The sequence below is a fragment of the Neorhizobium sp. 2083 genome (genome assembly GCF_031455615.1).
In the GTDB taxonomy this organism is placed as follows: Bacteria; Pseudomonadota; Alphaproteobacteria; order Rhizobiales; family Rhizobiaceae; genus Neorhizobium.
The window spans coordinates 399,002-412,452 of sequence record NZ_JAVDTC010000003.1 but is presented as its reverse complement, the minus strand read 5'-3'; the positions used below and the strand labels follow the sequence as shown (position 1 = coordinate 412,452).

Annotated in this window: 15 protein-coding genes; 5 read left to right on the top strand and 10 right to left on the bottom strand. The window is 63.0% G+C overall.

Annotated features, from left to right (window positions below; genetic code table 11):
• Positions 1–103: 103 nt before the first annotated feature.
• The 4 genes from J2X76_RS14665 to J2X76_RS14650 all read right to left on the bottom strand — a co-directional run bounded on the left by J2X76_RS14665 (position 104) and on the right by J2X76_RS14650 (position 2,641).
• Positions 104–607, bottom strand: coding sequence for an RES domain-containing protein (locus J2X76_RS14665; protein ID WP_310217379.1), 504 nt, complete (start codon positions 605–607; stop codon positions 104–106).
• Entirely contained in the window at positions 600–968 is a 369-nt protein-coding gene (locus J2X76_RS14660; protein ID WP_113131118.1) for an antitoxin Xre/MbcA/ParS toxin-binding domain-containing protein, read from the bottom strand. The genes J2X76_RS14665 and J2X76_RS14660 overlap by 8 nt, the downstream gene beginning before the upstream one ends.
• 75 nt (positions 969–1,043) lie before the next feature.
• Positions 1,044–1,688 (bottom strand): SMC-Scp complex subunit ScpB, encoded by a 645-nt coding sequence (locus J2X76_RS14655; RefSeq protein WP_310217377.1) that lies wholly within the window; start codon positions 1,686–1,688, stop codon positions 1,044–1,046.
• 2 nt (positions 1,689–1,690) lie between these two features.
• The gene (locus tag J2X76_RS14650) at positions 1,691–2,641 is read right to left on the bottom strand and encodes a DUF1403 family protein (protein WP_310217373.1); all 951 of its coding nucleotides are present in this window, start codon (positions 2,639–2,641) and stop codon (positions 1,691–1,693) included.
• 305 nt (positions 2,642–2,946) lie between these two features.
• Here J2X76_RS14650 and J2X76_RS14645 point away from each other — a divergent pair, with 305 nt between their 5' ends.
• From J2X76_RS14645 to recX, 3 genes are all read left to right on the top strand, one after another.
• On the top strand, positions 2,947–4,461 hold the full coding sequence (locus tag J2X76_RS14645; protein WP_310218054.1) for a S10 family serine carboxypeptidase-like protein: 1,515 nt from the start codon (positions 2,947–2,949) through the stop codon (positions 4,459–4,461).
• A 255-nt stretch (positions 4,462–4,716) separates the two neighbouring features.
• Entirely contained in the window at positions 4,717–5,439 is a 723-nt protein-coding gene (locus tag J2X76_RS14640) for a L,D-transpeptidase (RefSeq protein ID WP_310217370.1), read from the top strand.
• A gap of 124 nt (positions 5,440–5,563) precedes the next feature.
• The gene (recX, locus tag J2X76_RS14635; RefSeq protein ID WP_310217367.1) at positions 5,564–6,118 is read left to right on the top strand and encodes a recombination regulator RecX; all 555 of its coding nucleotides are present in this window, start codon (positions 5,564–5,566) and stop codon (positions 6,116–6,118) included.
• A gap of 21 nt (positions 6,119–6,139) precedes the next feature.
• Here the strand turns inward: recX and J2X76_RS14630 are convergent, their stop codons facing one another.
• From J2X76_RS14630 to J2X76_RS14615, 4 genes are all read right to left on the bottom strand, one after another.
• A complete protein-coding gene (locus J2X76_RS14630; RefSeq protein ID WP_310217364.1) occupies positions 6,140–6,607 on the bottom strand; it encodes a truncated hemoglobin in 468 nt (155 codons plus the stop codon).
• 152 nt (positions 6,608–6,759) lie between these two features.
• The gene (gene pcaF, locus J2X76_RS14625; RefSeq protein ID WP_310217362.1) at positions 6,760–7,965 is read right to left on the bottom strand and encodes a 3-oxoadipyl-CoA thiolase; all 1,206 of its coding nucleotides are present in this window, start codon (positions 7,963–7,965) and stop codon (positions 6,760–6,762) included.
• A gap of 10 nt (positions 7,966–7,975) precedes the next feature.
• On the bottom strand, positions 7,976–8,665 hold the full coding sequence (locus J2X76_RS14620) for a CoA transferase subunit B (RefSeq protein ID WP_310217360.1): 690 nt from the start codon (positions 8,663–8,665) through the stop codon (positions 7,976–7,978).
• Positions 8,662–9,384, bottom strand: a complete 723-nt coding sequence (locus J2X76_RS14615; protein WP_113131129.1) for a 3-oxoacid CoA-transferase subunit A — start codon at positions 9,382–9,384, stop codon at positions 8,662–8,664. The genes J2X76_RS14620 and J2X76_RS14615 overlap by 4 nt, the downstream gene beginning before the upstream one ends.
• Before the next feature lie 148 nt (positions 9,385–9,532).
• Between J2X76_RS14615 and J2X76_RS14610 the strand changes: the two genes are divergently transcribed.
• Positions 9,533–10,288: an IclR family transcriptional regulator gene (locus J2X76_RS14610; protein ID WP_310217358.1), complete on the top strand. Its 756-nt coding sequence runs from the start codon at positions 9,533–9,535 to the stop codon at positions 10,286–10,288.
• An 85-nt stretch (positions 10,289–10,373) separates the two neighbouring features.
• Complete coding sequence (locus J2X76_RS14605) at positions 10,374–10,622, top strand: WGR domain-containing protein (RefSeq protein WP_310217356.1); 249 nt, start codon at positions 10,374–10,376, stop codon at positions 10,620–10,622.
• 171 nt (positions 10,623–10,793) lie between these two features.
• On the opposite strand, the gene J2X76_RS14600 is transcribed toward J2X76_RS14605, so the two are convergent.
• Positions 10,794–12,176, bottom strand: coding sequence for an MFS transporter (locus tag J2X76_RS14600; protein ID WP_310217354.1), 1,383 nt, complete (start codon positions 12,174–12,176; stop codon positions 10,794–10,796).
• Between the two features lie 231 nt (positions 12,177–12,407).
• The gene (locus tag J2X76_RS14595; RefSeq protein ID WP_310217352.1) at positions 12,408–13,355 is read right to left on the bottom strand and encodes a dihydrodipicolinate synthase family protein; all 948 of its coding nucleotides are present in this window, start codon (positions 13,353–13,355) and stop codon (positions 12,408–12,410) included.
• Between the last annotated feature and the right edge of the window lie 96 nt (positions 13,356–13,451).

The following is a 13,451-nucleotide window of genomic DNA, read 5'->3' as shown; positions in this document are numbered from 1 at the left end:
AACTGAATATTTTCTACATAGCTCTGGCTGTGACGTTGAACCGCGATGGTTTTCCCGCTGTCCTAGCCGAAGCGCGCGCCGCCGGGTCATGCAACGTCCCCTGCTATAACCAGGAGGCCGGGCTTTTCGGCAGCCGGCCATCGGGATCGGTAACCGTCAGTTTCGGCTGGTCCTTGTCGTTCCAGTGCCAGAGGGCGATGCAGATTCCACCCGGCGACATGAAGGACCGGTAGATAACGCCGTCGTGGCCCTCGTGGAGCAACCTCTGTCTGACAAGATGCGTCGCCGGTATCCGGCCGGCATCGAGATCGGCCCGCCATTCGCAGTGGTGGATAGCCTCGTCAACGCCGAGACCGGCCAGAACGTTGCTGTCGGTCAAATCCGCAAGCCGCGCGCCATCGAGCCGAAGCTGGGCGATCAGCGCCGGATGCTGCACGAAACCCTGGTTGTATTCCGCCCAGGCAGTGGAAAGCTCGCGCGCAGCATAGATGGTCGGTGCGCCGACCGGGTTCCAGCGTCCGCCGAAACGGGCAGCACCGTCGCCTGAAAGCGGCGCATGCGCCCAGCGCGGCACATAGGCACGCCAGAGGACTACGGGTTCAGGCATAAACGCCGGAGCGCACCGCCTCCAGATAGGCAAGTACCTTGTCAGCCTTGCCTTCGCCGACAAGGTCGTAAGCCGTCTTGCCCGCCCAGCCGGGGATCGGCTGATGTTTGAACCAGATCGCCGCGCGGTTTTCGTCGCCGGCCATCTCGCTCGCCATCGCCAGAATGCGTACGACCGGGGAGAGCGCCAGATCGACCTTGCGCGCACCGCTTTTGGCCGTCAGCGTGTTACGGGCGACACCGATCAGCTTCGCCAGTTCCGCCTGCGTCAGTCCGAGCAGATCGGATACCCGCCGGGCGGACAGGAGTGACGACTGAGGTTCACCGAAAGCGGCGGCGCCAATTTCGAAGGCGTGTGCCATGAGAACAGTCCGATCCAGATTTGATCATCCGCAGCTCAATATGTGCCCAATTCCCGCACATTTCAAGCGCAACTATTAGTCCTCGTCGTCTTCCAGTTCCGGCTCGACGAAATCGTCGACCGGCAGCTTGCGGGTCAGCAGTCCGGCATCCTCCAGCATTTCCGTATCCGGCAGGTCGCGCAGCGTGTCGAAACCGAAGGCGGCGAGGAAGGCCGGAGTCGTGATATAGGTGTATGGCGCACCGGGGGTCGGACTGCGTGGGCCGGAAGCGAGAAAGCCGAGCTGGCGGAGCGTCGCGATCGTATCGCGGCTCACTTCGCGCCCGAAAATCTTGGAAATCTCGGCCCGTGTCACCGGCTGGAAATAGCCGATCGTCATCAGCACCAGCGCCTGATGATCGGTCAGATCTGCCGGCGGGGCGTTGGCGGTGCCGGAAGCGTGGATGACATCCCCGAACTCGGGCCGGGTGCGGTGCTGCCAGCCGCCGGCGACCGCCACCAGTTCGTAAGGCCGGCCCACGAGCGCTTCCTGGATTTCCCCGATGATCGCCTCGATATCGCAGTCCTGTCCCACGACGCGTTCCAGCGCTTTTCGGGTAACCGGCTCGGAAGAGGCAAAGATCACCGCCTCCACCCGGGCCGCCCATTGGCGATGCCGCTCCTCCGGGGTCAGGTAGAGAAGTTCCTTGTCGATCGAAATCTGCCGCGTCCGCTTCGCCATGCCTAGAGTCCGTAGATCCGGAAGGTGGGGCGGCCGGAAAGCTCGCGCACGGCATCCAGCTGTTGCAGCCGCTCGAACAGCCGCCGCGACGCGAAACGGGATAGGTTCTGCGTCTGCAGGGAGCCGGAGACCGCATCTTCGCACAGCAGCAGGCGGAGCCCATCGTCTGCCCCTTTCGAACGCAGCTTCGGCGTCACGGCGGCAAGCCGGTCGGCACGCCGGGCAATCTCCGTCGCCAGCCGGCCGGCTTCGGTCGCGGCGTGTACCAGAGCCAGGCAGATCGCCCGCTCGAACCCGTCGTCCCCCGGTCGGATCCGGCCGCGCCCGCCCTCGGCGCGGAATACCGAAGAGAAGCGCTGGCCCATCAACAGCGGCACCGGCACGGACCATCGCAGCTTCTGCGCCAGAAGGAGATCGGCAAGCCACCAGCCGAGCACCTCGGCATCCGGGCGGGTCGCGAGTGTCTCGCGCATGATCGCCGCTGCCGCAAACGGCGCGGCGGATCCGGTCAGGCCGAGATCGTCGAAGGACTGCACGAGCGTTGCCAGCGGCTCGTCCCATTTGATGCCCAGCATGCCGGCAATCGTCTGCATGACGTCCACATCGAGCGCGGCCGAACGGGAGGCAAGCCGCTTCCAGGCCGCAAGGATCTGTCCGGCAGGGCCGGGATCGTCTCCAGGCTTTCGCAGCAGCCACGCGTCGCGAAGGCTGGCCTCGTCCTCCGAACGTCCCGTAAGCCGTACCGCCGCTGCCGCGCATTTCAGCGCCAGCCGCTGCCGCCACGCCCCGACCCAGTCGAACTCCGCCCGAACGATCTGGTCGAGCGGATAAAGCGCTCCACCCGCCATAAATGCCGCGTCCGAGGCTTCCGCAGCAAAGGTCGGGGGTGCAGCCCAGCGAGGTGCCGGCATGGGCTGGAACGACGGCTTTGGAGATACGATCTTGGGAATCATGGAGGCGAGCGTAAAGACGATGTGCGGTTATGACTACCGATCGCGCAGCAATCCGCACCATTTGCAGCAGATTTGCACCGTTATTCCGCATCTCGCTTGCGCCGCCGAAAACAGGCCGGAGCCCAGGCCGGGCCGCGTTTGCGCGTAACGTCGATAATCAGCGCACGACGCCCCCTCGCAGACGTTGAAAGGCGAACATAAACCTCCTACCCACCGATCAATAGGAGTTGAGTTTTGCGGATCGAGCCGCCGCCCTACATAGTGTGCGGCTGGCAAAGGAGGATTTCAGTTTGTCGTTTCATCGGATGATCGCGTCCCTCGCCGTGCTGCTCACCCTTTCGGTGCCTGTTCTGGCGCAGCAGCAGCGTGGCGGGGACGAGAACCGCGAACGCGCACGCCAGACGGAACAGGGGGGCAGTGGCGGCATATTCGGCCTGATCCCGGCGGATTCCACAACCGAACATGTCTTCAAGGCGCCATCCGGCGACCTGCCCTACACGGCGACGGCGGGCACGCTCGACCTGTTCGGCCAGGACGGCAACCGATCGGCGAAGATTTTCTACACCGCCTATATCGCGAAAAACAGGACGCCGGGCCGGCCGCTGACCTTCGCCTTCAACGGAGGCCCGGGCGCTGCCTCCGCCTATCTGCATCTCGGCCTGGTCGGCCCGAAGATCCTGGAATTCGGCGCGACCGGCGACAACGGCACGACACCCCGGCTGAAGGACAATCCGGAAAGCTGGCTCGCTTTTACCGATCTCGTGCTGATCGATCCGGTCGGCACCGGCTGGAGCCGTGCCGCCAGCAACGATGCGGCCGGCAGCTATTACGGCGTGCGACAGGATGCTGACAGCCTGTCCAAGGCAATCGCTCTCTACGTCCAGAAGAACAACCGCCTCGATGCGCCGAAATATCTGCTCGGCGAGAGTTACGGCGGCTTTCGCGCCGCCAAGGTTGCCGTTTCCCTGAAGAACAGTCAGGGAATGCTGGCTTCTGGCATCGTCATGCTCTCGCCGCTGGTCGAAGGCCGTTTCCTTGCCAATTCCGAGGATCCCTTGAGCGCGGCGCTGCAGTTTCCGTCGCTGGCGGCGGCCGAGCTGGAGCGCCGCAACCAGTTCACACCCGAAAAGCTCGCCGAGGCCGAGCGGTTCGCAATCGGCGATTACCTGACGGGACTTGCCGGTCCCTCCCCCGCCGGCCAGGCAGCCGAGGCATTCTATGGCCGCGTGTCCGAGCTCACCGGCATTCCGAGAGATGTCGTCGCCCGCACCCGCGGTTTCGTCGGCGATGTCTATGCCAAGCAGATGGGCGGCACGGGGAAAGTCGTCAGCCCTTATGACGCCTCCTATTCAGTGCCGGATGCTTATCCGGAAGATGCCGTCACCCGCAACGACGATCCGATCCTCGAAGGTTACACACGCGCCTACGGCGCCGCTTTCGCAGCCTATGCCCGCAACGAACTCGGGTTTGCCAGCGAAATGACCTATTCGCTGCTGAACGAGGAAGTGAACCGTCGCTGGGAATGGAACGGCAGCCGCGGCGGAGACTCGCGCTCGCTCGCCAGCGCCTCCACCGATATCCGCGACCTGCTCTCGGTCATCCCGTCCTTCAAGCTGATGATCGCCCACGGCTACAGCGACGCGCTGACGCCTTATGGCGCCAGCCGCTACGTCATCGACCACCTGCCGCCCGACCTCGCGGCCGGGCGCGCCGGGCTCAAGGTCTATCGCGGCGGGCACATGTTCTACACCAGGCCGGATTCGCGCCGGAGCTTTGCTGCGGATGTCAGGACGTTTTACGAGGCCAGGCCAACCGATTGAGGTTCTCTCGAACCTTCATTTCAGCTTGACGCTCATGGTGATCTGGACCGTCACCACGATCTGCGCATTGTCACGCTGCAGGCGTTGGGAATTGACGTTGTTGCTGAGATTGCTGATCTTGCAGTCGGCGTTGAGGCCGGTTTTCGACAGATGACGGGAAGGTCACCGTGATGTGATGCACCTCCGCCTTGCTGGCTCGGGCCCGAAACCGCTACTAGCTCTTATACGTTGATTTTCAGAAAGATTTTTCGGTCCATGACCCTCGAATACCAGATGTCGCGGCGCGCCTTCGTAATCGGCTCCGTCTCGATGACCGCGGCGCTTGCCGGGTGCTCCACCACCACCGAGCGGGCTCCGATCCCGGAAATGGCCCGCCGCCCGATCGAACCTCCGAGCGAAGCCGAGCTGCAGGCCCGCTACGCCGCGGTCGAGGACGGCGGCCATCTGCTGCCGGCAATCCCCTATAAACAGATCGACCCGAAATATTATCGCCAGCGCGTCGTCGATCCGACCGGCGAACTGCCCGGAACGGTGGTCGTCGATACGCCCGGCCGGTTCCTCTACGTGGTCGAACCCGGCGGCACGGCAATGCGCTACGGCGTCGGCATCGGCAAGGACGGTTTCGCCTGGCAGGGCGAAGGCGTCATCCACTGGCGCCAGCCCTGGCCGCGCTGGAAGCCGCCGAACGAGATGGTGGCGCGTCAGCCGAGCCTCAAGAAGTTCTCCATCGAGAACGGCGGCATGGATCCGGGCGTCAAGAACCCGCTCGGGGCACGGGCGCTCTATATCTTCCAGAACGGCCAGGACACGCTCTACCGCCTGCACGGCTCGCCGGAATGGGCTTCGATCGGCAAGGCGACATCCTCCGGCTGCGTGCGTCTCGTCAACCAGGATGTCATGGATCTCTATACGCGCGTGCCCTATCACGCCCGGATCGTCGTGCATCAGGATGCGCTGAAGCCGGCTGCCACGGTGTGAAATGGTCCTCCAACAACATCGTCGGGATATCCGACGATGTTGTTTCGCCGGGGCTGCCTGGTGTAAGCATCCGCGGCCACACCGCGCGAAGCGGTCAAGACGGGGCTGGAGGCCTGAACTGGACTTGGACGAAGAGACGCCGCAATCCGATGCGCCGACGCCACGCATGTTGTCCTGGGCGCGCAATTCGACGATGTACCGGATCGAGCGGCGGATGCACACGGAAAAGCAGCTTTTCGACGCGATCGCGCGCAAGGCACGCCAGAAATTCGAGGATATCGGCGAAATCCAGATCAGGGCGCTCGCCGAATTCGCGGTGAAATTCGCCTATGACAACAAGGCGCTGGACGATGCGGCTTTCGCCGAGATGAGCACCCGCTCGGGCATGCGCGGCGGCAAGTCAAGGCGGGCCATCGCCCAAAAATTGTCCCGGAAAGGCGTGGCGAGCGGCACCGTCGCAGCCGCAGTCGCGGAGGCGGACGATTTCCATGCCGCGCTCGTTCTTGCCCGCAAGCGCGCCTTCGGGCCATTCCGCAAGGGAGAGCTCGACGAAAAACGCAAGGCGAAGGAGTTTTCCGCCTTCGCCAGAGCGGGTTTCAGCTTCGATATCGGCCGCAAGATTTTTGAAATGTCGCTCGATGAGGCTGAGGAGGTGCTGGACGCGGGTCGCCACCTCTAGGCACCTGGGGCTCGCCGACAGTCAGCCCTGCTTCAGCGCCGGGTCGTCGAGCGCCGGATTGTAGAACAGCGAGAGCGTCAGGCTTCGCGCGATACGCTCGGCCGTGGCCATGAACCAGGCTTTCGCCTCCGGGTTCGGGGCAATGTCGTCCAGCGTCGCGGCAAACAGCTCCAGCCATTTCGGGAAGAGTTCCGGGGTCATGTTGGCGACGCCGGCATGCGCCTGGACCGGCTTGCCCCCATAGGCGCCGTTGCGGAAGGCGACGGAGGACCAGAAGCTTTTCATCTTCGCCATATGTTCCGGCCAGCGCCCGGAAAGCCGCGCGTCGAAGACCGGCCCCAGTTCCGGATGCGCCAGAATGCGGCCATAGAAAGTATCGACCAGGTTGCCGATAAAGGCGTTATCTATGCCGATCGCTTTCATCTCCGCTTCCGCGCGGTCCCGGATCGCCGCGACATGCGCGGCGCGCGCCTGCAATTCATCGTTCATCTCAAAACCTTGGGTTCCGCTGAATTTGCGGCTCGTCCTATATAGGCTTTGCGGATACCGGGACCAAGGTCCAACAGCCAGTTGCGACGATCTGACAGGTGTCTGTTCAATGGCAAGATCCCCCTCTCATGTTGGAGAGGGGGATTTCCAGATTAAACCCGTTCCAGCGCGACGGCGATGCCCTGCCCGACGCCAATGCACATCGTGGCGAGCGCGTACTTGCCCTTGCGCAGCGACAGTTCGAGCGCCGCCGTGCCGGAAATCCGGGCGCCGGACATGCCGAGCGGGTGGCCGAGCGCGATCGCGCCACCGTTCGGGTTGATATATTCGGCGTCTTCCTTGAGGCCGAGTTCACGCAGAACGGCGATGCCCTGGCTTGCAAATGCCTCGTTGAGTTCGATCACGTCGAAATCCTTCGGCGAAATGCCGAGGCGGGCGCAGAGTTTCTGGGTGGCGGGCGCCGGGCCGATACCCATGATCCGCGGGGGAACGCCGGCGGTGGCGCCGCCCATGATGCGGGCGATCGGCGTCAGGCCGTATTTCTTGGCCGCCGCTTCCGAAGCGATGATCAAGGCTGCCGCGCCGTCGTTTACGCCCGACGCGTTGCCGGCGGTGACCGTTGCGCCTTCGATCTTGTTGAGCACCTTGAGCTTGGCGAGCGCTTCCATATTGGTCGCGCGGGGATGCTCGTCCTTCGCAACGACAACAGGATCGCCCTTCCGCTGCGGAATGGTGACCGAGGTGATTTCCTTGGCGAGACGCCCGTTCTCCTGAGCCGCCGAGGCTTTCGCCTGGCTGCGGACGGCAAATGAGTCCTGGTCCTCGCGGGAGACCTTGTAGTCGATCGCTACGTTGTCGCCGGTTTCCGGCATGGAATCGACGCCATACTGCTTCTTCATCAGCGGGTTGATGAAACGCCAGCCGATCGTCGTGTCGTAGATCTCGGCGTTGCGGGAAAACGCGATATCGGCCTTCGGCATCACGAAGGGCGCGCGGCTCATGCTTTCGACGCCGCCGGCGATCATCAGTTCGGCCTCGCCCGCCTTGATGGCGCGGGCGGCGGTGATGACCGCGTCCATGCCCGAACCGCAGAGCCGGTTCATCGTGGTGCCGCCAACGCCGACAGGCAGGCCGGCAAGCAGTCCGGCCATGCGGGCGACGTTTCGGTTGTCCTCGCCGGCCTGGTTGGCGCAGCCATAGATCACGTCGGCAACCGCTTCCCAGTCGACGGAAGCATTACGCTCCATCAGTGCTTTGAGAGGGATCGCGGCAAGATCGTCGGCACGTACGGAGGAGAGCGACCCGCCAAAACGGCCGATCGGGGTGCGGATGTAATCGCAGATATAGGCTTCGGTCATGATCTTCTCTTTATAGTTTGGGCACGACGAGATCGGTAACCGGTCCATCGAGATGGAGCGGCGCGCCGGTCATGGCCTGAAGTTCTTCGACCGTCATATCGGCAAGCTTTTCGCGCAGGACGAAATGCTTCTCGACGATGTCGACGACTGCATGGCTCGTATAGACCCGAGTGATACAGGCAACGCCGGTCAGCGGAAAGGTACAAGCTTCAACTAATTTCGGCTCACCGTTCTTGGTGACATGTTCGGTGATGACGCAGACCTGCTTGGCGCCGTGGACGAGGTCCATGGCGCCGCCGACGGCCGGCACCCCCTTGGAGCCGACCCGCCAGTTGGCAAGATCGCCGTTCTGGGCCACCTGCAGCGCGCCCAATATGGCGACATCGAGATGGCCGCCGCGCACCATGGCAAAGCTGTCGGCGTGGTGGAAGAACGCGGCGCCAGGCTTCAGCGTCACGGCCTTCTTGCCGGCATTGATCAGATCCCAGTCCTCTTCGCCTTCGGCCGGGGCCTCGCCGAAGTTCAGGATGCCGTTCTCGGTGTGGAAGATCGCTTCGCGGCCCGGCGGCTGGTAGCGCGCCACCATTTCCGGAAAGCCGATACCGAGATTCACATAGGCGCCGTCCTTGATGTCCTGGGCGGCGCGCCAGGCGATCTGGGCGTTGGAAAGCTTGATGTCTTCGCGTGTGTTGACGGTCATGCCTGGGCTCCTGGGGCGTAGGCCACTCCGGCTCGGATGAGGACTTCTTCCTGTTGCGGGTTGGCAACCTCGACGACACGGTCGATGAAGATGCCGGGCGTGACGACATGCTCGGGATCGATGCCGCCGGGAGGCACGATCTTCGAGACCTGCACGATGGTCTTGGCGGCAGCCATGCACATCAGCGGGTTAAAGTTGCGGCCGGCCTTGTTGTAGGTGAGGTTGCCCAACGGATCGCCGAGCTGCGCCTTGACGATGGCGAAATCCGCCTTCAGCCAGCGCTCCTGCACATAGTGGCGGCCGTCGAACTCGGCGATCACCTTGCCGTTGGCAAGCTCGGTGCCATAAGCGGTCGGCGTGTAGAAAGCCGGAATGCCGGCGCCGCCGGCGCGGATGCGCTCTGCAAGCGTGCCCTGCGGCACGAGTTCCAGCTCGATCTGGCCCGCCAGATAGCGGTCCGTGAAGGCGCGCGGATCCGACGATTTGGGAAACGAGCAGATCATCTTGCGGACCATGCCCGCGTCGATCATCGCGGCGATGCCGATGCGACCGTTGCCGGCATTGTTGTTGATGACGGTCAGGTCCCTGACCCCCTTGTCGATCAGAGCGTGGATCAGTTCGATCGGCGCTCCCGATCCGCCAAAACCGCCGATCATGATGGTCGCGCCATCACCGATCTCGGAGACGGCTTCCGCCGTGCTTCCGATTGTCTTGTCCATGCGGGATATCTCCTTCGCTACGATCGGCAGAAATGGCCCGCCGCCTCCAGCGATCAGAGATAGATCAGGGTGGGATGGACAGCAAGAAGATTGTGCGATAATTGACTTTTGTTCATATATCGCACAAATGGACCGCTACGGAGGAAATATGCAGGAAACGGATTTCGTCAGCGGTTTCGCACGCGGCTTGAAGGTCATCGAGGCATTCGGTGAGACGACGCCGCGGCTGGCGATCGCGGACGTGGCGAAAGCCACCGGCCTCGACCGCGCCACTGCCCGCCGCTGCCTGCTGACACTGGCCGAACTTGGCTATGCCGATTACGACGGAAAATTCTTCGTGCTGACGCCCAAGATCTTGAGGCTCGGCCATGCCTATCTCTCGGCCACGCCCCTTCCCCATATCGTCCAGCCGTTCCTCGACAAGCTCGCCGAAGAAGTCCACCAGAGCGCGTCGGCAAGCGTGCTCGACGGCACCGAAGTCGTTTATATCGCCCGTGCCTCCCAGAAGCGGGTCATGTCGATCAACCTGATGCCGGGAAGCCGCCTGCCCGCCTATTGTGCTTCGATGGGTCGCGTCCTGCTCGCAGCGCTGCCCGAGGAAGAAACCCGTGCGCTCCTGAAGCAGACGAACCTCAAATCCTTCACGCCGCGCACCCTTACCGACCCCGCCCGGCTGATAGAGGAGCTCGTCAAGGTCCGGGAACAGGGCTTTGCCGTCATCGACCAAGAGCTCGAGCTCGGCCTCTGCTCGATCGCGGTACCGCTGGAAAACGATCGCGGCCGCGTCGTCGCCGCGATCAATATAGGCGCGCCGGCCGCGAGTGTTCCGGCCGCCGAAATGGCGGAACGGTATCTGGGACCACTGAAGGGCGTCGCGCGGCTCCTGAAATCGCTGCTGCGCTGAACCCATCAGCGCCGTGAATCGATCAGCCCGGATCGATTCAATCATGTCGTTGGACGGCGGAATCCGGACTTGCGATTCTCTCGGCATGACCAGCGAACCGCTTCTTCTCACCCGCCGCGACCCTGAACGCAACATGGCACGCTTCTACCTGCTCGCCATCGAGCCGGATCTTTTCCAAGGCACGGCACTCACCCGCAACTGGGGCCGCATCGGCACCAAGGGCCGATTCCTGATCGAGCTGTTCGGCTCCCGGCAGGAGGCTGAACGGCGGTTCACAGCCCTGGCGCGGAGCAAGGTGAAGCGCGGCTACCTGCGGCGGACAGACGAGAGTTGACAGTTGTCAATTCACCGCCTGAAGTCCTGTTCCGATCTCGCGGGGCCGATCGCGCCGTTTGACAGCGCAGTGCAAGGCAGCAGCGCATATCAACGACGGCTGCCGTTAGGCACCCTGCAGAAAACGGCCTGACGGTATGCCGTCAGGCCGCAAGACGTGTGCTTCAGGAGATCAAGGGGAAAGTTCCTCCAGGACCTTACCCTTGGTCTCGACCGCGAAGAGGACCGTCACCAGGGCGCCGACCAGAAGGATCACTGCGAAGGCGCCGAAGACATATTGGATGCCCATCGATGACATCACCCAACCGACGGCGATGGGGCCCGCAGAGGATCCGAGACGCAGCCAGGCGCTGCCCGCACCGGTGCCGACGGCCCGAAGGCGGGTCGGATAGATCTCCGCTGAGTAGAGATAGAGCGAGAACGTCACGGTTTGGACGATCGCGTAGGCAAGACCGGCGAGGATCAGAACCTGGATTGCCGACGTCGCACCGAGCCAGGCGAGGATGACAAGCGGGATCGGCGCGATCAGAAGGGCACCCGTGTACCAGCGCTTACGGCCGACCTTGTCGATCAGCAGAGCGCAGATAACCGCGGCGATCACGCCGCCGAGCGAGGTGACGAAGCCGTAAAATATGCTGGTTTCAAGCGGCAGGTTGAACGTCTGGCGATAGAGGGTCGGAAGCCAGGTGATCGTGCCGTTGGCCACCATATAGGCGCTGAACCACATGGCCCAGATCGACAAGGTCCGCTTGAGGTAAATGCCCTGGAAAAGCTCCCGCCAGTCGGATCTGCGGCGGATGGGAACGGCGAGGACTTTCGGCGCCGGCAGTTCCTTGCCTGCGGCACGGGCGCTGTTCTCGAGCCTGGTAACGATGCGGTCGGCCGCCTCGTAGCGGCCGTTTGCGGCAAGCCAGCGGGGCGATTCATGAAGGAACCAGCGCAGAGGGACCATCAGGATCGCGGGAACCAGGCCGACGACGAACATCGCCTTCCAGCCGTAGAGCGGGACCATGAAATAGCCGATCAGGCCTGCTCCGACGAGGCCGAGCAGGAACATGACCTCATACAACAGGAAGAAGCGGCCACGCCCCTTCGAGCCGATCAGTTCGTTGATATAGGCACTCGCGACCGGAACTTCGCCGCCTGTTCCGATGCCTTGAATGAAGCGGAACGCCATCATCATGCCGGCGCCGGCCGCGAAGAGGCATGCGACGTCCATGCTGACGAACAGCAGGATCGTGAACAGCAGCACCTTGAGGCGGCCGACCCTTTCGGCGAGCCAGCCGAAGCAGATGGCGCCGATCAACTGTCCGAGATAGCCCATCGAAAGGATCATCCCCGTCTGTGCCGGGGTCAGACCCCATTCGCGAACAAGAACCGGCATGGCATAGGCGATGGCGATGACGGTGTAACCGTCGAAGAATGTAGCGGCTCCGACGATGTTTCGGGCCCAGAAGACCTCGCGGGTCACCGGCAGCCTTTCAAGGCGGGCGCTGATCTCAGCCTGGGTATCGACGACCGGCGACGGCGCGGTCATCCGTTGTTCCATGTTCATGTTTCCTCCCTTTGCCCGACCCTCCCGGCCTGGCGTCGAACCTACGCGTTGATGTCCTAATCTCCGGATCCCTGGGAATGATGCGGCCGTGAACCCGAAAGCCACGGCTCGCTCGTCGGAGGCAGGCACCGGCGTAACGGCCGATGCGCCTGCGGTGCATTATTCCCCGATGAGGCCGCATTTCTCCTTCTCATTGAAAACGCCCCCGCCTGACAGCGGAGGCGCCCTCGATTATTCAGCTGCCATCAGCCTCTCGACGCGGCCGATGCCTGCGGCGTCAAAGGCTGCGAAGATTTCGGCTTCGGCCTTTTCGCCGAGGTTCTTCAGCGGCTCGCGGATGGTGGCGTGGTCGAGGACACCACGATGAACGAGGCCGAGTTTCAGGGCGACGGTGCCCTCCATGTGGGAACCGCGATGATAGACGGCGCGAGTGACCGGAAGGAGACGCTCGAAGATCTGGCGGGCTTGCGGATAATTCTGCGCCTTTCCCGCCTTGATCAGGTCGATCAGCAGTTCCGGTGCTATGTTGCCATAGCCGACAAGCAGGCCATCGACATCGAACATGGTCGGCAGCAGCCATTCGTCATGGCAGCTCAGGATCTGCAGGTTCGGGTTGGCCTTTTTGAGTTCCGGAATCTCGACATACCAGCGTTTCATGTTACGAACGCCGTTTTTGGTGGCAACGACGCCATCCTGGGTGGCGATCGCAAGCTGCGTGTCCAGATCGTAGGAGGCTTTGGTTGCATCCGGGTACTGGAACAGGATGCATTCCAGGCCCGATTCCTGCCAGATCGCCTTGTAGCGATCCTGCGGCGCGCCTTTCTGGAAGCCGAAACGCAGCCATCCATGATTGGGATAGACGAGTGCGCCGGTTGCGCCGGCAGCCTTGCACTTCTTGGCCTCTTCAGCGGCGACCTTCGTGCCCTCGCCGGTGATGCCGGCAATAATCGGAATCTCGCCATTGACGGCTTCGACATAGGTGCGGATGAGCTTCAGGCGTTCTTCCTCGGTCAGGAATGTGCCTTCGCCGGCGTGGCCCAGAATGACCAGGCTCTTCACGCCTTCCATGCCTGCTAGCCATTTGGCGATGCGGGTATTGGCCGCGTAGTCGACCTCTCCGTCGCGGGTAAATGCGGTGACGGGTGCCGGGCTCAGGCCTCTCAAATCCATTGTAGGCAAGGTTGTCTCCTCCTTGATAGCCGCTCACCGCGTGCGCGATCAGCGATGGGATCGTTAATGGGAACGTTCCCACTATCGTTTCCGATTTTACTGGAG